The following is a 22,612-nucleotide window of genomic DNA, read 5'->3' on the forward strand; positions in this document are numbered from 1 at the left end:
ATAAAATGGCAGATGTAAGACCTGATGAGGTTTCAGCAATCTTAAGAGAGCAACTCTCTAACTTTAAATCGGAGGCTGAATTAGAAGAAGTAGGCACCGTATTGCAAGTGGGTGATGGGGTTGCCAGAATCTACGGACTGTCTAAAGCACAGTCTGGTGAATTGTTGGAATTCGACAATGGTTTAAATGCTTTGGTATTGAACCTGGAAGAAGACAATGTTGGTGCTGTATTGCTTGGCGAATCAGCAGAAATTAAAGAAGGCGACACTGTTAAGCGTACCGGAAGAATTGCCTCCATTCAGGTAGGTGAAGGTATGGTTGGCCGTGTGGTTGACACCTTGGGTAACCCAATCGATGGTAAAGGCCCTATTCAGGGTGAAACCTTTGAGATGCCTTTGGAAAGAAAGGCTCCGGGGGTAATCTATCGTCAGCCGGTAAACGAGCCTCTTCAAACAGGTATCAAAGCTATTGACTCCATGATTCCGATTGGTCGTGGTCAGCGTGAGCTGGTTATTGGCGACCGTCAGACAGGTAAGACTGCCGTGGTTATTGATACAATCATTAACCAAAGAGAGTTTTATGAAGCCGGTGAGCCGGTGTTCTGTATCTACGTGGCCGTAGGTCAAAAGGCCTCTACCGTTGCCGGTGTGGTTGCTGCTCTTGAAAAGGGTGGGGCCATGGACTACACCGTGGTTGTTTCGGCTTCCGCTTCAGATCCTGCACCAATGCAGTTCTTTGCTCCATTTACTGGTGCAGCTATTGGTGAATACTTCAGAGATACAGGTCGTCCGGCATTGGTGGTCTATGATGACCTTTCTAAGCAGGCCGTAGCTTACCGTGAAGTATCTCTTCTATTGAGAAGACCTCCGGGACGTGAGGCTTACCCTGGTGATGTATTCTACCTTCACTCAAGACTTTTGGAAAGAGCGGCTAAGCTCAATGCCAACGATGACATTGCAGCAGCTATGAACGACCTTCCTCCTTCTTTGAAAGGTAAAGTAAAAGGTGGTGGTTCATTAACAGCCCTTCCAATTATCGAAACTCAGGCCGGTGACGTTTCTGCCTATATTCCAACCAACGTAATTTCAATTACTGACGGACAGATATTCCTGGAAACCAACCTCTTTAACTCTGGGGTGCGTCCTGCGATTAACGTGGGTATTTCAGTGTCAAGGGTAGGGGGTTCAGCCCAGATTAAGTCAATGAAGAAAGTAGCCGGTACATTAAAGCTCGATCAGGCTCAGTTCCGCGAACTGGAGGCTTTTGCCAAGTTCGGTTCAGACCTAGATGCGGCTACTAAACTGACCATCGATAGAGGTAGAAGAAACCAGGAAATTCTTAAGCAGGGACAATACTCTCCGGTACCGGTTGAGGAGCAGGTAGCTATTATCTATGCTTCTACAAAAGGTCTCATAGACAAAGTACCTGTTGAGAAAGTAAGAGAGTTTGAGAAGGAGTTCTTAACCGTTATGAGAACCAGTCATAGAGCGGCACTAGATGCCCTAAAGGCCGGTAAGCTAGACGATTCGGCCATTGCTTCTATAGAGCAGGTGGCAAAAGAGCTTTCATCTAAATATTAATTCAAATTGGGGAAACCCAGGCAAGAATAGACTATGGCAAGTTTAAAAGAAGTAAAAGAGCGGATAAAGTCGGTATCCTCTACTCAGCAGATTACCAAAGCCATGAAAATGGTGGCGGCTGCAAAGTTGAGAAGAGCCCAAGATCGCATTATTCAGCTCAGGCCATATTCAGAAAAGCTAGCTGCGCTTTTGGCCAACGTATCTTCTGGTAATACAGAAGAAGGCATGAATACCTATGCTCAGGAGCGCGAAGTAAATAAGGTGCTTATTGTACCGGTTACTTCAGACAGAGGCTTGTGTGGTGCGTTTAACTCCAATATTGTTAAAGCCTGCAGAAACCTGATTAATTCGAATGAGCTTGCCGGAAAGCATATCGAGGTGTTGCCAATTGGTAAAAAGGCTTTTGATAGCTTTAAGAAAAGAGAATACCCTGTAATCAATCAGTTTTGGGGTGTTTTTGGCGATCTTACTTTCGATACGGTAAAAGAAGCTGCTGAATACGCAATGCAGGCCTATGCAGATGGCACTTATGATAAGGTATATTTGGTGTACAACGAGTTTAAAAACGTGGCTACTCAAATTGTAAGAACAGAACAGTTCTTGCCAATAGTTGAGCTGGAGCGTGAAGAGAACACGACCACCAACATAGACTACATCTATGAGCCTTCGAAAGACTTTATTGTTGAAGAATTAATACCTAAGTCATTGAAGATTCAGTTCTACAAAGCTGTTTTGGAATCTAATGCTTCTGAGCATGGTGCACGAATGACTGCCATGGGCAAGGCTACAGACAATGCAGCAGAACTGCTTAAAGAGCTGAAGCTAACCTATAACAGAACGCGCCAGGCGGCCATTACCAAAGAGATTCTCGAAATTGTGGGTGGTGCCGAAGCGTTGGCTGCTCAGGGCTAAAACAAAAGATTCGAACAATTATTATAAATTAAACCCCGACTTGTTTCGGGGTTTTTTTATGATCATATAAGAAAAGCTCCACAGTGCAGGCTTATGGGTAGAGTTATTCATTTTGTACAAAACCTGAGTTTAGACATTACGGCTGGAGCGGTGGTTATGAGCTTTTTTGTGGCTCACCTTTTAGGAGTAGCACTAACTGTGTCAATGGTTATTGGCCTGGCCATTGCCATTTGGCTTATTTACACCTTGGATCACCTCAAAGATGCTATGCACTCGCAGTTGCCAGTGCTTAACCCCCGGCACGCTTTTCATCGCAAATACAAAAAGGAACTGATAATAGGTGTGCTTGTAGCGTTTGGGCTAGGCCTTTGGAATCTGTTTCGTCTTCCGCAACGCACGATCTTGTTTGGTAGTGTATTGGTTATATTGGTGGCCCTTTATTTTGCCTATCTGCATTTCTCAAAACACTCGCTACGTAAAGAGTACCTGGCTGCTCTTATATATACTGCCGGTGTTTCTCTAGCCCCTTTGAGCCTTGCCGAGCAGGTAAATAGGCACGAAATGCTGGTGATCTTGCAAATATTCCTTTTAGCATTGGTTAATCTTATGGTGATTCCTCTCTATGAGTTTTCGCTTGACCTTTCCGATGGCCAGTTTTCTATAGTTACACAAAGAGGCAAAAGAGCGGTGCGCCAATCAGCAATTGTCTTACTAGTACTCGTTTTGCTCATAGCCTTTTGGATGATGGCCAATTGGCCGGCCATATTTTATGAAGAACTTGTGCTTCTGGCCATGGCCTTGGTACTTGTTATTTTGCTGGCCTTTCAAAGGCTCTTTGGCCGGTATCAACTATACAGAGTGCTGGCCGATGGAATTTTCTTTTTACCCCTGATTCTCTGGCTATGACTCACAACAAATTCGATGGAGTGGCTCCCATCTATGACTTTTTGGCCAAGTTGGTTTTTGGTGAGTCTATTTTGTTGGCACAGACCTGTTTTTTGGGCAATACCTGTGCCGACAAGCGCGTGCTGATAGCTGGTGGAGGAACAGGGAAGCTTTTGCAACACCAATCGCTACAACTTGCCCGCTCAGTTACTTTCTTAGATCGTTCAGAACTTATGCTGAAACAAGCTCAAAAACGTGGGGCATGGCTACAGAATGTGCGGTACACACCAGAGGATTTTTTTACCCACAGTGGTGAATACGATCTGGTGCTCTGTAATTTTTTTCTCGACTGTTTTGACGAAACCCATCTGGAAAAGGCTCTGACTCAGCTAGACCGGCTAATGACTCCCGAAGCCACACTCATTGTTACAGATTTTGATATTCCCGTCACCACAAGCCAAAAGCTTCTGGTGCGTTCAATGATTCTGTTTTTTCGTTTATTCAGTAGGCTGCAGGCCAGTAAGTTGTTACCCATAAAGAAGAAACTGAGCAAGTGCTTCTTGACCCTACAGGAAGAAAACTTTTATGGTCAGTTGGTGTTTAGTCGGGTACTTGTCCGAAAAGATTTAAGATAACTATTCGACCAGCAGTTTGAGAGTGGTGGTATGACCGTTGCTATCGGTAATCTTTATAAGGTTCAGTCCCCGGTTCAGCCCTTTGGTAGGGATGCTCAATGAACTACCCCGGACGGAAAGAAGCTGCTCTTGCCCGTAAAGCGAACGCCCCTTCATATCCAGTACTTCTATAAATACTTCCTGATTCCTGTCTACCGTATAGCGTATAGTCACCGATTCACCCAGACTTACCGGATTAGGGTAAAGCACATATTGGTGATTAAGGCTGGACTCAATAAAGACAGAGACTAGCTCTGAGTATTCAGAATCTCCATTGAAATCGGTTTGTTTGAGCCTGTAGTAGGTAAGTCCTTGCGGTGGGTTGTGGTCAGTAAGCTGATAGGTTCTGATGCTCGAAGATTCACCCGCACCTTCAACTATACCTATGGCGTCAAAATTCTGTCCATCCTGACTTCTCTCTACTGTAAAGTAGGCATTGTTTTGCTCTGCAGCAGTGGTCCAGTGCAGTCGAACAGTATTGTTTTCAAGCAGTCGGGCAGAAAACGAAATTAAGTCGATAGGCAGTGCAGCCACCTCTTCTGATCCCAGGGTAAAGTATTGTCCGTTGGTAAAGTTTACAGTAAACGAAACGGTTTTTGCCGCAGCGTTTATAGACGAAGGAGAAATGAGGGTTACACCCGAAGTAAAGTCTCCATCGTCATCGACCATAAGCCTTACCTGATTGAGGTTGTTCGTTCCAATTCCTGAGGGTCCGGAAATGGTCGAAAGGTCATAAGTGAGGGTAATGTTGCCCACTGTACCGGTTTCTTGTACATGCCACTCTCTATTTAGCCTGCTCTTTACCTGACTACTGTTAAATTCTCTGTTGTCAGGGTTTTCTATAGGCGCGTTGTCATTGCCCCAGATAAGGAACGAATCGTCTGCAGAGAACGAAGGAATGGACATGGTTACCAGGGCATCGTTGTTTTCACTTTTCGACTTCAGTTGAACCAAGCAACTGCCATCATCTCTTCCTATACCAGCAATGTCGCTATTGTAAGCCGCATCGGAAGTATAGCTCCAAATGGTTCCTCCATCAGAAGCCAAATAATCGGCCGTGGTATTGCGAGTTATACCATATTTAAGTGCCAAATAAGATTCAACCCGTTGCCTTTCGTTGCTCGTTAGGTCATCAGAGAATACGATTGATTCGGCTATTCTTCCATTGAATTGCGAGCCAACGGTGGGGTCCGGGTTGTTACCAATACCAAAGGCAGTGGGGTTGGTGAAGGAGTTGGTGCCCCCTGTAGCAGTGGCGTTTGTGGCCGAGTTGATAAAGAGTGCCACTGCTCCGGACGACTGAACCCGCGTGGCGGTAACCATATAAGGTTCCAGGTCTATGTAAGATGTTCCCGAAGTACTTCGCACAGTAAGTGACTGGTTGTTGGCAGCGTTAAGATGTATTCGTCCTCCGGAGAAGCCTAATCCATAGTCCAGGTTCGTGCCCGAAGTACCCGCACCCAACAATATTGGCGCATCTTCAAAATTAGTAGTGCTACCACCGCTTTGTCCCGATTCGAAAATTGTAATGAGAGTAAAGTCTCCGCTCACATTGTTTCCATTGGTGGTCAACATGAAGGAGGCATTGTTTGAACTAGGATCAGTAAACTGAATAGCAGGGTTAAAGTTAATTTCGTTGGTTTGGTAAGTAGGCTCTACCGGAGCTCCACCCGCCATGTTGGTTTCTACAGCATTTCTGTTGTTTCCGCTAAAGTCGTTCCATGAGGCCAAATCGGTGTTGTCTGTAGTTGTACTGGTGCCCTCATTGGCTTTAAGCCACAAGGCCAAATCGGTTGTCACTCCTCCGGGGCCACAAGCCGTGCGGGCTGTTCCGAGCGTAAAGAAATCGCCATCCGCAAAGTCTACATTATTGAAAGTAAGTACGTTGCCATTGAATGTTCCTCCAGAGATAGTGGTTCCTGAGGCCATAGTAGCACTGGAAGAAACAATAAGCTGGAAGTCTGAGGCTACAGATGAATAGCCCAGCCCTGTTAAGTCGAACGAAACAGAGGTGTTTCCAACAGTACCTGTTTCATCTACCCTCCAAATGGTTTCCATACGCTCTGTTACGTTGCCGGGAACGTCTAATGTATTGGCGTTAGACTGTGCCGGGTCGGCTCCATCATTACCCCAAACAAGGAATGATTGGTCGGCTGAGAAGCTATTCGGGTTGGTGGCATTGTCTGTATAGATGCCTCCATTGCCTATAGTAACTATGCTGCCTGAGTTTACGCTCTTCGATTGCTTTTGCTCAAGACATGAGTTGTCATCGCGCCCAATGCCCGCAATGTCATTGTTATAGGTGGCATTGGTAGTGGCATCCCAAATGGTAGAGCCTGCTGAGTTTACATAGTTTTGACCGGTAGTCTGGTCAATAGTGATACCATATTTAATGGCCAGATAGGATTGAATTCGCTCGCTTTCGGCATCACTGGGTCTGGCCGAGTAGGAGATGATTTCAGCTACTTTACCATCAAAGAACCCGGTAAGACTAAAGTCGTTAGGAGTTTCAAACCGTCCAATGGCATATTCTTCATTGGTTGCAGCCAGGTAGCTTCCTCCGTTGTTGTTATCAACAGCCAGCCCGTTTTGAGAAATATTGGCTTGAGAGGCCCCTGAGTTTTCGCGTACCTCAAACATTAGAGGAATGCCCGAGCTCAATGTTTTAAGGTTATTGATTTCCTGACGACCATAACCCACTGCACCATTACCTACGGTATGCGATATAATATCATCGATGCTACCATACAGGTTGCCAATGGCAAACCCTCCAATACTGCTCGAAGGCGACACAGAAGAATCATCGAAACCTAAAGGCACCTGATATCCTGAGGCACTGGTAATGTTGTTATCTGGTACCAAAACAAGGTAGTAGCCATGAGTAGACATGCCTGCGTTGGCTGTCAGTACGTTATCAACTCCATCAAAGTCCAGAGCAGGATTGAAGTTAATGGTATTAGACGAGTAGCTTGGAACGGTTCCGGTAGTTCCGGTGGCATTGTTGCTACCGGCCTGATCGGCCCATGAGGTAACTTCACCAGAAGTACTATTGGTGCCGAAATCGGCCTTTAACCACAGCGAAAGATTGGTGTCTACATTACCGGGTGCACACGAAATGAAACCGGTGCCCAGTGTAAAGTACTCACCATCGGCCAGGTTAACGTTGCTGAAAGTGATGGTGTTGCCTACAATTACTCCGCCAGTGAGTATGGTTGCACTTGAAAAATTACCCCCCGAAGAGTTGCTGGCTACCAGAAGGCTAATATCTGTTGCCCCAGGGCTGCCGCTAAATGTAATTTCGTTTAAATCGAAGCTAATGCTGTTGTTTCCGGTTTCTCCGGTTTCGGCAACACGCCAAACACGGTCAATTCTATTTGAGATTAGTGGAGGAGTATCTGTTGCCGGAGTCAAGTCATTGGCATCGCCTCCATCGTTACCCCAAATAAACCAGGTATTGTCTGAAGAGAAGGAGCCGCCATTGTTCACGGTCACAATAGAGTTAAAGTTTTCGCTACGCGATTCTCTCTGGTCAAGTTCAGAGGCATCGTTTCGGCCAATACCGGCAATGTCTCTGTTGTACTCTAAATAGCCACCTAATGAGGCATTCAGAGTAGTGTTGAAAATTACTTCTCCTGCTGCATTCACGTAGTTGTAGGGTGAACTTTGGTTTAACGTAATGCCATACTTTATGGCCAGATAGCTTTCTATTCTGTTGCGTTGAGCCAATGGGAACGACCCGGGTTCGTTGCAGTAAATAAACTCAGAAATCTCGCCACTAAAGCTATTGTTGTTGCTTTCCGATCCGTTGCTGTAGCGTGTTCCACCACCGGAACGGCCAAAAGTGATGTCTCCCGTATGAGTGTAAAGTAACCCTACATTAGAGAGTGTACCAAAACTTTGTCCGTTGAGATAGGCTCGGAGTGCACCGGTAGTAGAGCTGTTGCCATCAAGCTCTGCGGTTAGAATGTATTCTGTATTGGCTGCAATAGAAGTACTAATGGTGTTGTCCGAAGTGTTCCAAGGTGCACCGGCACCATCGTTGTTTCTGTTCCATGCATGCACATGCAAACTTCCGCTTTCAATGTAAATGTTAATCCCTCTTGAAGCACCACCTTGCTCATAAATCACCTGTCGGGTAGTAATGTCGGTGGTATTTGTTCTAAACGCAAAGTTGATTCCCTTGCGAGTGTAGAAGGTAGAGGTATTAAAATCAGTATTGTTCGCAGTGGTAAGGCCTCTGTTGGTAGTGGTAAAATCTACCGTTTCGTTAAAGTTGATGGTAGAAGATGTGCTTCTATAAAGCGGGGCTGTTCCATCAGTTGTAAAGTCATGATTGCCAATCCAGTGGTCTTGCCAGTCAGTAACTGTAGAACCTTCTGTGGAGGTAGTTACATCATCCGTTTCATTGGCTTTTAGCCAGGTGGCGAGTGCGGCTTTGTAACCTCCGGGGCCTATCGCAGGAGTAAGGCACTCATCGGAAGAAACAGCCGCGGTTACTCCGGCCACAAGGTCGAGCCCTGAGTTGGCCGCAGTTGTATTGGTAGGAAAGGTTGAAATGTCTGTTAAATCGTGAACAGCATCGTCTACGTCTGAAGCAAAGATAGAGTAACCATAAACTACCTGATTAGGGGCAATGCCCAACTCAGTGAATGAAACGGCCACTCCCTGAACCGTTTGGGATGTCTGGCCGACAAAAGTACCAATGTTAATGAGCGGCAGAGGGTTCTGACCCACCGTTTGCCTTCGTAGAATAAGGTAGTTGTTAAAGGTTTGGCCTGCTTGCGGCCAATCCGAATCCTGAATTAACACCATGCTGGAATAGCCATCGGGGTCTCCGTTTATGTCGAGTGAAGTGATGGCCGCTACTTTTATTTCATCATTTCCGCCACGTTCTACTACAGGAAAAATAGCATTGTCAGGTTCGCAGGTTACAATGCCGGTGTACCATATAATATCTACACGCTCGGTTTGAGCCTGGATACTACCACCGGCCTGATCATCCACATTTACCAAAATATTGTCATACCCGGCATTTACCGACCTTAGTTTATAGATTTCGTCAGCGTCAATTACTGCCTCAGGATCCAGGTTTAAGGAAAACGTGGGGCTTCCGCCCGGGTTAGGGTCAGTAATTAATGTATACCAAATATTAATGAACCGGCTACCATCTGTTCGTCTAATGGCCAGCGTATCGGGGGTTAGGAAGTTGTTGTAAGTTGTTCCGCTAACGGTGTAGCTACTAATGTTTAGGTTGTTACCCTGACCATTGTTAATGGTGTAAGAAGAAAGCGGCTGAATGTCGTTGCTCGCATCGCTGGGAGCTGTTTGTGAGTATGAGGAGCTAGTTGGAGTAGCAGAGGTAACATTAATGGCACTTATGCCCGTTTGAGCTTTGGAAACTATAGCCAATAGCAATAAGCTGAGTAAGAAAAACGCTCTTCTCATGGTGAGTAGTCCAACATTTAGGTGGGCACCAAAGGGCACCATTAGTCTTACCTCAGTCATTCGCTTTAATCAAAAGCAGTATTCAAATTAATATGGTTATGGTTGTACACGGCACTTTGAAACTGCAAGGTTGAGGTACGCAATTCTGTGCCAAAAAGGATAGGTTGAGGTCAGAGCCACAAAAATGGAGGATTTAATGGGAATTCTAAAACAATTGACCAGCAATTTTTTCCCAATATTGGAACAGCTACTTCATGGTGGGAAGTAATTTCGGGCAAATTTGGCTAATTGGTCACAATTAACCGCTCCGTTAGCCTTTTGCCTTCTGCTGTTTTTATAGTTACCAAGTATACTCCTTGCGAGAAAATACTTGCCTCAGCTGTGTACTCGCTCTTATCAGTGTTGAGTTTTTCACTAATAAGCACCTGTCCTTGCATGCTTATAACGGACAGATGGGCTGTTGTGTTTGATGGAACCTTATATTCTATGATAACTTTTTCGTCTTTTCTAACTGGGTTTGGTCTTATGCTCAGTCGATATTCCGAACTGTGGATTATTAAAACGCTTTTGGTTTCAGTATGGCTATAATTTCCGTTGTAATCGTACTGCTTGAGTCGATAGAAGTTTCTACCTGGCTCCGGAGAGCGGTCAGTAAACTTATACCGTATTACCTTAGCACTGTTTCCGGCACCTTCAATTTCACCAATGGACTCAAAGGTTTCACCATTGGTACTTCTTTCTATAGAGAAGTGAGAGTTATTGGTTTCCGAACTGGTCGTCCATGAAAGGAATACCTGATCGGAAATGGCAGAGGCATTGAAAGAAAGTAGCTCAATTGGAAGGGCATATGCTTCATAAGAGGCCAGGGTAAAGAACTGCCCGTCAGTAAAGTTGTATTGGAAGGTAATGGTTTTGTTCACCGCATCAACGGAGCTAGATGTAATGGCGGTTTCGCCACTAGAGAAATCCCCGTCTGAATCTACCAACATTACCACCTGGTTGAGGTTGTTTGTGGCAAGCCCAGAAGGACCACTTACGTTAGATAAGTCGAAGGTAATGGTTGTAGTTCCCACGGTGCCTGTTTCTTGCACTCTCCACTCGCGGTTAAGCCTGCTGCTATAGCTGGCCCGATTAAACTCTTCGTTGTCCGGGTTTTCAATGGCTGCATTGTCGTTGGCCCAAAGTAAGAAGGAGTTATCCGTTCCGAAAGAGGCCACTTGCATGGTTACCATGGCATCGTCATTTTCACTTTTGGAGATGGTTTGCGCCAGGCAGCTTCCATCATCCCTACCAATGCCTGCAATATCGCTATTGTAGCTAGTGTTTTCGCTCCAGTCCCAGAAAATGGTGCTTCCGTCTGAGGCCAGATAGTCTTGTTCCGAAGCGCCCAGCGAAGCTACATCGCGTGTAATTCCATACTTCAGTGCCAGATAAGATTCTATTCGCTGACGCTCAGTTGCAGTAAGAATTTCGCTGAAGACCAGTACCTCGGCAATGCGTCCACTGAGTTGAGAGCTCACGTTTCCGTCCACGTGGTTGCCTATGGCCCAGGTGGTTGCTGCATTAAGAGCCGTATTAGAGGAGGTGTTAGACAGTGAGTTTACGCTGGCCGAATTGGCATATAGGTTTACAGCTCCCGATGCGGCCTGCTCCCGCGTTACGGTTGTAATAAACGGCTCTAAAGTGTTATACAAAGGAGAGGTTCCCGATCGAGCGGTTAATGTTGAGTTGTTATCCAGGTTGGCGTGCAGTCGGCCAGAGGCTATACCCACACCATAATCGGTGGTAACTGAGTTGGTTCCTGTGCTTAAGAAAACCGGAGCATCTTCAAAGTCAGTAGAAGAGCCAAAGGCCTGACCTGATTTAAAGACAACAATAATAGACATGTCGCCACTTACAGAATGACTGCCCGAGGTTTGCATATAGACTCCATTGGTTGAGCTAGGGTCGTAGAAGCGAATACCCGGGTTAAAGTTAAATTCGTTGGTTTCGAATGTAGGTGATACCAGGCTAGAGCCGCCTAAATTGGCTGTAGCAGCATCTCGTGCGTTGCCGCTTTGGTCACTCCAACTGGTTATGTTGGCTCCATCAGTAGTGGTATTGGTCCCTTCATTGGCCCTGAGCCAGAGCTCAATATTGTCGCTCATTGAACCGGCAGCAGCGGTTACACCTCCAGGGCCACAACTTTCTCTGGCTGTACCCAGGGTAAAATACTCTGCATCACTAAAATCTATGTTGTTAAAAGTAATTACGTCTCCATCGAAAACACCGCCTGAGTATGTGCTGGCCGAAGAGAGATCTGAGGTTCCCGGAGTGAGCGAGTTTGGCCCTATGATGAGCTGATAGTCAGAGTTATTTCGGCTAGTGTAGCTGGTGAGCCCGGTAAGATCGAAGGAGATGGAGACATCACCTACTGTTCCGGTTTCATCAACCCTCCAAATAGTTCCTAACCGTTCGGTCACATTGCCCGGCAACTGACTTACGGTGTTAAATGGAGTGTTGGCTGCTCCACCGTCATTTCCCCAAATAAGGAAGGAGTTGTTGGCACTAAAGCTGTTCGTATTGGAGGCGTTAGAGGTGCTGATTTCTCCCAGACCCATGGTAACTATAGAGCCACTGTTAATACTTTTCGACTGTTTCTGTTCAAGGCATGCATTGTCGTCACGACCAATACCGGCAACATCACTATCGTATAGATCGTTGGCCGAAGTTCCGTCCCAAATAGTGGTGCCCGATGAGTTTACGTAATCTCTTGCGGTAGACTGGTCAAGCGTAATACCGTACTTTAGAGCCAAATAGGACTCAATCCTGTCGTTTTCGGCATCAGTTGGTCTGGCGTTGTAAGAGATTACCTCAGCTATGTTTCCATAGAATAGGGCAGAGGCCGGCCCGGCACCGTTGTTGGGTTCAAGGTCGCCAACAGAATAGGCTTCATCGCTTACGCTGACCAGACCGGAAGAGTTTGAGGCGTCTGTAATAACGGCCCCATTGAGATAAATGTCGTTCGAAGTGGCTCCGGAATTATCTCTTACTTGGAAGAGCAGCGTTTCGCCTCCGTTAAACACGTAACTGGAGTTGTTGTAGTAGCGCACGTGGCGAGTTCCACCACCGGTTACTCCAATGGCGTGACTGAGTATATCTCCAATGCCGAAAGCATTACCCATAATAAAACCACCCAGGTTTACATTGGCAGAAGCAGTGCTTGCATCGAAACCTAGTGGCGTTTGGAATACCGTATTGTCAATGTCGTTTGTTGGGGTTAAAACAAGGTAGTATCCGTTTGAATAGAAACCAGCGGAACCGTCCAGTCTGTCATTGGTTCCATCAAAATCAATAGCCGGATTAAAGTTTATAGCATTCGAAAGGAAGCTCGGTGGGTTACCGGCATCAGTGGCATCATTGCTTCCAGCCCTGTCGGCCCAGGTAGTAACGGAAGCCCCGTTGGTCAGGGTATTTGGTCCCAGGTTGGCTTTCAACCATAAGTTTAGGTTGGAAGTAACACCTCCCGGCCCGCAAGTAATGAATCCGGTTCCAAGAGAGAAGTATTCACCATTTTCGAAGGCTACATTTTCAAAGGTTAGTGTGTTGCCTGATACCGTACCGCCCGTAATGACTCGCGCACTTGTGAAGGCTCCACCAGATGAGTTGCCGGCAATAATAAGGCTGTAATCATCTTGACCCGGACTGCCTGAGACCGATAATTCAGAAAGATCGAACGAGATGGTCACATTACCGGAAGAATTGGTTTCGGCCACCCTCCATATTCGCTCAATACGCTGCTGAACGGTTGGGGGTACATCAGAAGTTTCGGTATCGGTCACTGCGGCTCCGTCATTTCCCCAAATCAACCAGGTATTGTCTTTAGGGAAAGATGTGGATCGACTCATTGTAATGATGGAGTTGAGGTTTTCGCTTCTTGATTGTAGTTGCTCAAGTTCAGAGCCATCGTCACGCCCAATTCCGGCTATGTCGTTGTTGTATTCCAAGTAGCCGCCAATAGAGGCCGCTGCTGAGGTGTTGAATATTATGTTGCCATTGGAATTGTAATAGCTGATGGCTGTAGACTGATCTAGGGTAATACCATATTTAATGGCCAGGTAGCTTTCAATTCTTCTTCTTTGGGTTACCGGAAAGGTGCTGGGTTCATTACAGTAAATGAACTCAGAGATTTGACCTCTGAATGAGTTTACATTGGTATCTGTGGTGGTATCATCGAATTGGGTGCCATCACCGCTTCCGGCTCCACCCAGTACAATGTCTCCACTGGAATGATCATATAGGAGCCCAACATTAGAAATACTTCCTATGCTTTGCCCGTTTAAGTAGGCCGTGAGTGTACCGGTGCCGGAGCTGTTTCCGTTCAGTTCTAAAGTAACAATGTATTCCGTACTGGCGCTTAAGGTACTGCTTGAAATGGTAGTTACGTTGGCTCCATTGTTCCAGGGAGCACCCGACCCGTCAGAGTTTCGGTTCCAGGCGGTTACATGCAAGTTGCCTGAGCGCATGTAAATATTTATGCCTCGAGTTTCATCGCCTTGCTCGTAAATCACCTGGCGGTTGGTAAAGCCGAATGCATTACCGGTTCTAAAGGCAATGTTGATACCTTTTTTAGTGTAGAACGAAGAAGAGTTGAAGTCTTCGTTGTTTCCTGTGGTTAGAGAGGTTGAGGAAGTGGTAAAATCAACAGTTTGGTTGAAATTGATTTGGCTGGTAGTGAGTCGGTAGGTGGGTGTTCCGGCTCCGGTAGAAAAGTCATGACCACCGGTCCAGTGGTCTTCCCACAACGACACGGACGAACCTTCGGTATTATTGGTCACCTCATCGGTTTCATTAGCCTTAAGCCAGGTGGCCAATGGTTGCTTATAGCCTCCGGGACCTACGGCTGGGGTAAGGCAGTTGTCTGAAGATACGGCTGCTGTTACTCCGGCTACCAGGTCTAGCCCGCCCTCGCTTGCCAGGGTGGTAGAAGGAAAGGTAGAGATATCGGTCAGGTCATGAGAGGCTGCACTTACATCATAGCCAAAAAGCGAGTATCCGTACACCACCTGATTGGCTGTAATGCCCAACTCCGTAAACGAAACCGCCACACCTTGCACCGTTTGGGCCGACTGCCCCCTGTTGGTACCAATGTCCAGAAGTGGAAGTGGATCATCGCCAAAATTTTGTCTCCTGAGAATAAGAAAGTTGTCAAAAGAAGAGCCTGTTCCCGGCCAGTCGGCATCTTCAACAGCCACCAGACTAGTGAACTCGTCCGGATCGCCATTCGCATCGAGTGAGGTAATGGCAGCCATTTGGAAACGGTCATTGCCCCCTCGTTCAATTACCGGGAATATGGCATTGTCCGGTTCACAAGTGGTTATACCTGTGTACCAAATAATGTCCACTCGTTCGGTCTGTGCCTGAATGGTTCCTGCTCCTTCATCATCTTCATTGACAAGAATGTTGTCGTAGCCCGAGTTAATATTTCTGTTTTTGTAAATAAGGTCAGCATCTTCAACAGCATCGGGGCCAAGGTCAATGTCTTCTAGCCCACCGCCAGGGACGGGAATTGGATTTATGAGTTCGTACCAAATGTTAATGAACCGGCTACCGTCTGTTCTTCGAATGGCCACTGTATCGGGCACAAGAAAGTTGTCATATGTTGTACCCGAAACCACATATGAAGTAACTCTGATGTTATTGTTTTGCCCGTTGTTTACGCGGTATTCATTATTGGCCACTACGTTGTTCCCTCCTACATCGGCCGCATCGCTGGGGGCGGTGGCAGTGTAGTTCGTAGAAGTGCCGGTAATGTTGGTAGTGTTGATGGTGGAAATGCCGGTCTGCGCAAAAGATATGCAAAGGCCGCTCAGTGCAAATAGAGTGACTAAAGAAACCCTTGTTGCATTGAAAAGTGAAAGCAAGTAGTATTTGAACAGCTTAGTAGCCATTTTTCTCCTTTTGGCCACGGATAGGGAGTAGTTTTCCCACCATGGTCTTCAACCATTTGTTTATTATTCATTAAGTGGTCTGAATTCTTGGGTCGAGTCGAAATGCAGATTATTAGTGGTGATCTGCAAAAAATTATCGGTGAAAGGGCTGTAAAGATGGGTAAATTTCAAGACATAACAATAGCCCAAAGTAATATTTCTACTCCTTGGTCGTTTTGAGCGACTACTCGTGTTGCTTTATCTTACAATAAGCTGCTTGGTCAGTGTTTGGCTTCCGGCTCTCAAACGAACAAAATACAGGCCGGGTGCCAATCCGCTAATATCGAGCTGACGGGTCTCTCCGGTCACCGATTCTGTATGGTCAACAACCACCTGACTCTGACTATTAAGAATGCTGATTTGTATCCTGGTGGCGTTAGAGTCTACGCTATATCGGTAGTTGAGTAGTCGGCTACTATTGGGGTTGGGGAAGATCGTTAGTGTAAGGTTTTTTTCAACGGGCACCAGAATTCCTCGAATTTCGCTGTAGCTAAAAGTTCCTCCAAAATCAGTTTGCTTCAGTCGGTAAAAATATTTCCCTGCCCTCACATTATTGTCCAGGTATTTATATCGATTCACTTCTTCTGAGCTGCCCGCTCCTTCTATTTGCTCAATGTCTTCAAAATCAAGGCCATTAGTGCTTCGTTGAACTGTGAAGTAAGCATTGTTGGTTTCTGAGGTAGTAACCCAGCTCAGCTCTACACCATCTACATGGTTGCGCACATCAAAGCGAAGGAGCTCTATTGGCAGAGCATCTACTTCTTCAGAGCCTAAGGTAAAATAATAACCGGTTGTACCATCAAAATCCACATTGAAGGTTACTGTTTCATTTACTGCGTCAATGGACGCTGGAGAAACCAATGTTACACCAGAGCTAAAATCTCCATCGGTAGTGATCATCAGGCGCACTTGAGTGAGGTTATTATCACCCAGTGGTGTGCCGGTTATGTCCTGTAAATCGAAAGTAACGGATACGGTGCCCACGGTGCCGGTTTCCTGGGCCTGCCATTCACGGTTGAGGCGGCTGTTAATTCCGGTCGGCCTTTCGTTGTTATTGGGCGATTCGATGGGCGCGTTGTCATTTCCCCAAATAAAATAGGAGTCGTTGTCGACAAACGAGGCAATGGCTATGTCTACAATGGCATCATTATTCTCGCTTTTTGAATGGGTTTGATTAAAGCATGAAAGGTCATCGCGCCCAATGCCGGCTATGTCGTTAAAGTATGTAGCTCCTCTGGCGGCATAGTCCCAAACAACTCCACCATCAGCCGCTACATAGTCACCCTCCCGAATGGCACCGGAAATGATTTCGTTGGTGGTGCCATCGTTATCGTTGTTGTTGGTTCGGGTAATGCCATACTTTAGCGCAAGGTAGCTTTCTACTCTAGCCAACTCTACGGCTGTTAATACCGATGAGAACACGATTACCTCTGCAATGTTACCCTGAAACTGAGCCTCATTGTCATAGTCTTTCTGATTTCCTATGGCCCAGGAATCTGGTTCATCCAGGGCCACGGCATCGGAAGTGCCATTGCCTACATTGAGACTGTTTACATAAAGAGCTACTGCACCAGATGCTGCCTGCACGCGTGTGCCGGTAGCAATATAGGGCTCGCCATCATTATATGTGGTGGTACTTCGGGCAGTGAATGTGTTGGTGTTGGCTGCATTAAATACTACCTCTCCCTGGTAAACCCCCAGCCCGTAGTCGTCCGATGCGGTATTGTCTTCTGCCCCGATTAAAGCCGGGGTGTTATCAATCTGATCATTGGTTCCCTGGTTTTGGTTGGTGGTAAACACGGCAACCAAAGACATGTCGCCATCTACAGTGTTGGTCGATGTGCCTGTTTGTAAATAGGAGTTGTTGGTGGTATTTTGGTCAGAGAAGAATATGGCAGGGTTGTAGTTGATTACTTCGGTGTTATATACTGGTTCAATTACAGATCCTCCACCACCATTGTTTTCGGAAGCGTTTCTGTTGAAGGTGGTTTGATCGTTCCACTGCAAGGTGTTGTCGCCATTGGAGGCAGGGGTAGTGCCGGCATCGGAGTATACTTCCTGATCGGCTCTTAACCAAAGGGCCAGATTGGTATTCACTCCACCCGGACCACACTGTTCTATCACTCCCAAAGTAAAATACTCGCCATCGGCCAGATCAATGCCCGAAAAACTTAAGGTTGTACCATTGAAGGTTCCTCCTGAAACCAACGTGGCTCCAGACATGGTTCCTCCGCTTCCACTCCCGGCAATGAGCAGACGGAAGTCCGAGGCATCAGTGCCATAACCCAATCCGTTAAGGTCGAACTGTATTTCGGTTTCACCTACATTGCCCGTGTCTTCAACTTTCCAAATGCGCTCCATGCGCTCGGCTATAGTGGCGGGTACATCAGAAGCTTCGGCAGTAGCCTGGGCAGTGGTTCCACCATCATTGCCCCATACCAGGTAGTCTCCGTTGTCGTCAAATACATTAATGTTATCGGCATTTAAAGTTTCTACAGACCCTAAACCAATGGCTATTATGTCATCTGAATTAATGCTCCGCGATTGTTTTTGGCTAAAGCAACTTATGTCGTCTCTTCCTATACCGGCAATGTCATTGTTAAAGCCGGCATTGGTGGTGGCATCCCAAATCACCGTAGTTCCATCAGACCACACGTAGTTGGTAGCTGTGGTTTGATCTAGTGTAATACCATACTTAATGGCCAGGTAGCTGGCCACCTGCTGTCTTTGCGTGGCAGTGAGTTCATCATTAAACATAATTACCTCCGATATACTACCGTCTAGAAAGGCATTTGGTGTAGTGTTGTTGGAGGTTCCGGAACCACTTGGAGAGGCCCCAAGGAAAATTACATTGTTTGAGCTTTGATAGGTAGAACCGGGTAAGTCTGTGTCGGCTGTACCCAAATCAAGACTGTAGTTGTAGTCGGTAGCGTCTTTAAAAGCCACATGAATATTGGCTTCATCATAAGTGATACTCCTGCTGGCATAGTCGGTTCCGCTGTTGTTGCTGGTGTAATCGTCTTTGTGATAATAGATTTCGGTAGTGTTGTTGTTTCTGGCAAGTCCCCAACCATTAGGCCAGTCGAATGAGGCTGTTTTCATCACAAACGGTGCCCAGCTATCAGAGCCCGATCCAATGGAGCCCACCAGAAATACGGCTTGTTCATCGGGGCTTTGGTTAGTTCCGTCAGCAATTTGCATGTTGTCTGAGTTGGCCGCAGTAAAGTCAATGGATGGGTTAAAGTTTAAATTGTTCTCGTTGTATACCGGGGCGTTGGTAGCTGAGGCATTGAAAGAATTGCCCGACTGGTCTCCCCAACTGGTCACATCTGAGGCATCGGTAGTGGTATTGGTACCCTGGTCGGCCCGAAGCCAAAGCTGGAGGTTGGTAGAAACTCCTCCCGGACCACATTGCTCAGAGGCTACTCCCAAGGTAAAGTAATCTCCATCGCTAAGGTTCACATTGTTGAAGGTTAATACAGTGCCGTTGAATGTTCCTCCCGTAATGGTTGAACCTGCTTCTAAAGAGGTGTTGTCGCCTCCATTGGCTACAATGAGTTGGTAATCTCCAGCGTCTGTGGAGTATCCGGTTAGTCCGGTAAGGTCGAAGGATATATCTGTGGCCCCAACAGTACCCGTTTCTTGTGCTCTCCATACCCTGAGCATTCGCTCCGTTACCGTGCCGGGAGTTCCGTTGGTGGTTCTGCTGGCATATTCGGTGCTTGCTCCATCGCTGCCCCAGGTAAAGAAACTAAGGTCACTGGCAAAAGAGTTAGGGTTAGAGGCATTGTTAGTGGCTATTTCACCCAAGCCTACAGTTAGTATGGCATCACTATTGACAGATCTTGACTGCTTTTGCTCCAGGCAGGTGTCATCATCGCGCCCTATGCCGGCTATATTTGAAACAAAACCCGTGTTATCGCTATAGTCGAATACAATGGTGCTGCCATCGGAAGCTACATAGTCTCCCTCAACCACACTTCCCGATATGGTTTCGTTGATTACGGCATCGGCATCGTTGTCATTGGTCAGGGTTGTTCCGTACTTAATGGCCAGGTAACTGCGTATTTTTTGAGCATCCAGTTCGGAGATATCTTCATTGTATACAATTACCTCCTGCATGTCTCCAAAGAACCTACGTCCGGAGTTGTTATCGAGCCCGTTGGACTGAGATTGACGACCAATGGATACGGGGCCCTGATTAGAGCCATGAGTGCTGGCCTCTGATATGCCGGAGTCGTCTATATCTATATCTACGCCAGTGCTCGTGTTTTCTGTAAAACCATCTACTTTATAGGTTTTGGTGTCGGCAGTTCCGGCATTGGTATTGATGTCTCCCTCAGCAATAAAGTTGCTGGCTGTCGGAGAAATGTTGAAGTTGTCCTTACCATCAGCGACTATATTTCCCCGGTCGGCATAGGCCGCTATTCCGTATGCCGATGCATTGACGCTTCCGAAGTTAACAATCCATTTGTTGTTTCGGTCGCCCCCGGTAAGCGTATTCTCGGGTTGAACGGATGAAAACATATGGGCTCCGCCATTGGCGGCCGGAGCAAAAATGTAATTGCTCCCCAGGTTGAACCCTATATCGTTGGTACCGGCTCCCCAGTTTAGACCCGGGTTAAAGTTTACATCGGTTTCTACCCAGGTTGGTGCTCTGTTAGTTGTGCCTCCATCGTTGGTCGCATCAAAATTATTTCTGCTTTGGTCTCCCCAGGTTTCTACGGTTTGGCCGTTGGTGGCGGCTGTGGTTCCGGTGTTGTAGGTTTCGGCATCGGCCTTTAGCCAAAGAGAGAGTCCGTCTTGCACATTGCCGGGAGTACAGATAAAAAACTGAGTTCCCAAAGTAAAGTATTGAAGATCGGAGAGGTTTACGTTAGTAAAGGTTATTACATCGCCACTGAATGTGCCTCCTGTAACTACCGTAGCACTGGAGAAATCTCCTCCCGAAGATGCTCCGGCTATCAGCAGCGAAAAATCATCGGCATTAGTCCCTAAGCCAAGACCTGTCAAATCAAACGATACATCGGTAACACCTACAGAGTTTTCTTCGGCCACGCGCCAAACACGTGGAAGTCTCTCATTGATGACATCGGGCTTGGTCACTGCTCTGCTTGGTGTTGTAGATCCACCATCGTTACCCCAAATGAGCCAGGTATCGTCCGTACCAATGGCGCTGTTTCTATCCATGCGTACAATGCTGCCGGAATTCTCGCTCTGAGAGCTTAGTTGTATAAACTCAGACTCATCGTCTCTGCCAATGCCTGCAATGTCGTTGTTGTATTCTAAGAATCCACCCGATGAGGCGTTGATAGTGGTGTTGAAAATCACGCTTCCTGCAGAGTTTACATAGTTTACAGGAGTACTTTGGTCTAGGGTTATGCCATACTTCAGTGCCAGATAGCTTTCGATTCGGTTGCGCTGCGAACTGCTGAAACCACTGGGCTCGTTGCAATAAATAATTTCTGGTATGCTACCGTAAAACGATGCTGCTGCCGTGGTGCCATCATCATAAAGAGAGCCTCCGGCCACATCGCCAATTCCGATGTCGTCACCGTGGGCATAAAGCAGACCAACTCCTGAAAGAGTACCTATCGATTGGCCGTTTAGATAAACCCTCATACTGCCGGTAGTGGTGTTGTTACCATCTAGCTCTATAGTGACAATGTACTCTGTGTCTGTAGATATGGAAGACGATACGGTATTGAACGACCACGGGGAACCTGCTCCGTCAGAAGCTTCGTTCCAGGCCCCAACGTAAAGGGTACCGCTTCTTAAGTAAACGTTGAGCCCGCGGGTAGCTCCTCCCTGCTCATATATTTGCTGCTTTACGGTTACGTCATCTCCCGTACGAAAGGCTATGTTAATGCTCTTTCTTTCGTAAGAGGTTGCGGTGTTGAAGTCTGTATTATCGGCTATTTGAAGCCCGGTTTCAGTGGCCGACAGAAAGTCGATAGTGGGGTTAAAATTAATATCCTGAAGAGCACTGGCTGTGCCATCTCGGTAAGTTGGCGAGGTCCCCAGTGTGGTAGCGTCATGGTCGCCCAAGAACTGATCTTGCCAGTCGGTTACGTTACTTCCGTCAGTGGCAGTGGTAACTCCTACGTTGGCTTTGAGCCAGGTGTTGAGTGCTGCTTTGTAGCCTCCCGGCCCGGTGGCCTTTCTTAGATTATCGTCACTGGCCACGGCTGTAGAAATACCGGCAATAAGGTCTAGTCCGGAACCTGAACCTGTGTTGGTTGGGTAGTTGGTTGCGTTGCTGAAGTCTACCAGATCGCTGCCTGTTACTGTGACGTCATCTCCAAAAATGGAGTATCCGTAAACGATCTCGTCAGCCCCAATACCAAACTCTGTAAAGTCTATTGCTGTGCCATGGAGTACCTGTGACCCTAATACGGTTTGTGGTAGTGGGTTGGACGTGGCGTCTTGTCTTCGCATAACAATAGACGTATGGTTTTGTCCAAGACTACCCCAGTCTCCATCATTGTCTCTCACCCTAACCACTGTTGGGTAATAGTCGTTGGGTACCCCGTTGGCATCTAAGCCTCTAATGGCTGCCACGCGGATGTCGTCATTTCCTCCTCGCTCTACTATGGGAAAAACCGCGTTGGCCGGAGTAGAGGTTACAATGCCCGAAAAGTAGATCACATCTACCCGCTCCACATTGGCAAAGTTGGTGGCTGAGTTTACCAATATATTGTCGTATCCGGCATTGGAAAGGCCACTTTGATAGAGAGCCTCTTCATTGTCCTGCTGTTCGGGTTGAATGTTTATTTCATCCGGATTTGGACCGGTGTCTAAACTGCCATATTCATAAAAGATGATGAGCTGCCTGCCAGCATCGGTGCGCTGAATAATTAGCGTATCAGGAAGTACAAAGTTATTGTAGGTGGTGGTACCTAGTGTATAGCTGGTAATGAATTGGTTTTGCGTTTGGCCGTAGCGAACGGTATAGGTGGTGTTGGGAGAAATTCCTCCACTGGCATCGGAAGGGGAAGTGGCAGTATAACTGGAAGTGGTAAGGCCAGTGGTTACATTGTTGAAGGTGGCGCTGGTAATGGCCGTTTGACCTGACAGCTCGTCAACATAGCAAATCAATATAAGCACACTTGCAAAGGCAAGCCTCTGAAATCTTTTGAAAGATTCA

Annotated in this window: 7 protein-coding genes; 4 read left to right on the top strand and 3 right to left on the bottom strand. The window is 46.8% G+C overall.

Annotation, left to right across the window (positions count from 1 at the left end; translation table 11 throughout):
- Positions 1–5 precede the first annotated feature (5 nt).
- From atpA to B3O12_RS01450, 4 genes are all read left to right on the top strand, one after another.
- Positions 6–1,580, top strand: a complete 1,575-nt coding sequence (gene atpA, locus B3O12_RS01435; protein ID WP_189628692.1) for a F0F1 ATP synthase subunit alpha — start codon at positions 6–8, stop codon at positions 1,578–1,580.
- 33 nt (positions 1,581–1,613) lie between these two features.
- Entirely contained in the window at positions 1,614–2,492 is an 879-nt protein-coding gene (gene atpG, locus B3O12_RS01440) for an ATP synthase F1 subunit gamma (RefSeq protein ID WP_189628691.1), read from the top strand.
- 93 nt (positions 2,493–2,585) lie between these two features.
- Positions 2,586–3,398 carry a hypothetical protein gene (locus tag B3O12_RS01445; RefSeq protein ID WP_286755029.1) on the top strand — a complete coding sequence of 271 codons (813 nt, stop codon included), beginning with the start codon at positions 2,586–2,588 and terminating at the stop codon, positions 3,396–3,398.
- On the top strand, positions 3,395–4,012 hold the full coding sequence (locus B3O12_RS01450) for a class I SAM-dependent methyltransferase (RefSeq protein ID WP_286755030.1): 618 nt from the start codon (positions 3,395–3,397) through the stop codon (positions 4,010–4,012). Before B3O12_RS01445 ends, B3O12_RS01450 begins: the two co-directional genes overlap by 4 nt.
- Here the strand turns inward: B3O12_RS01450 and B3O12_RS01455 are convergent, their stop codons facing one another.
- From B3O12_RS01455 to B3O12_RS01465, 3 genes are all read right to left on the bottom strand, one after another.
- Positions 4,013–9,556 (bottom strand): T9SS type A sorting domain-containing protein, encoded by a 5,544-nt coding sequence (locus tag B3O12_RS01455; RefSeq protein WP_286755031.1) that lies wholly within the window; start codon positions 9,554–9,556, stop codon positions 4,013–4,015.
- 224 nt (positions 9,557–9,780) lie between these two features.
- A complete protein-coding gene (locus tag B3O12_RS01460; protein ID WP_286755032.1) occupies positions 9,781–15,426 on the bottom strand; it encodes a T9SS type A sorting domain-containing protein in 5,646 nt (1,881 codons plus the stop codon).
- A 237-nt stretch (positions 15,427–15,663) separates the two neighbouring features.
- Positions 15,664–22,572: a T9SS type A sorting domain-containing protein gene (locus B3O12_RS01465; protein WP_286755033.1), complete on the bottom strand. Its 6,909-nt coding sequence runs from the start codon at positions 22,570–22,572 to the stop codon at positions 15,664–15,666.
- Positions 22,573–22,612: the final 40 nt, after the last annotated feature.

Origin of the sequence: Roseivirga sp. UBA838, from assembly GCF_002296035.1 — a bacterium.
In the GTDB taxonomy this organism is placed as follows: domain Bacteria; phylum Bacteroidota; class Bacteroidia; order Cytophagales; family Cyclobacteriaceae; genus Roseivirga; species Roseivirga thermotolerans.

Coding starts and splice junctions, on each gene's coding strand:
- B3O12_RS01445 (WP_286755029.1), top strand. CDS start 2,586: ATGGGTAGAGTTATTCATTTTGTACAAAACCTGAGTTTAGACATTACG.
- atpG (WP_189628691.1), top strand. CDS start 1,614: ATGGCAAGTTTAAAAGAAGTAAAAGAGCGGATAAAGTCGGTATCCTCT.
- B3O12_RS01450 (WP_286755030.1), top strand. CDS start 3,395: ATGACTCACAACAAATTCGATGGAGTGGCTCCCATCTATGACTTTTTG.
- B3O12_RS01455 (WP_286755031.1), bottom strand. CDS start 9,556: ATGACTGAGGTAAGACTAATGGTGCCCTTTGGTGCCCACCTAAATGTT.
- B3O12_RS01460 (WP_286755032.1), bottom strand. CDS start 15,426: ATGGCTACTAAGCTGTTCAAATACTACTTGCTTTCACTTTTCAATGCA.
- atpA (WP_189628692.1), top strand. CDS start 6: ATGGCAGATGTAAGACCTGATGAGGTTTCAGCAATCTTAAGAGAGCAA.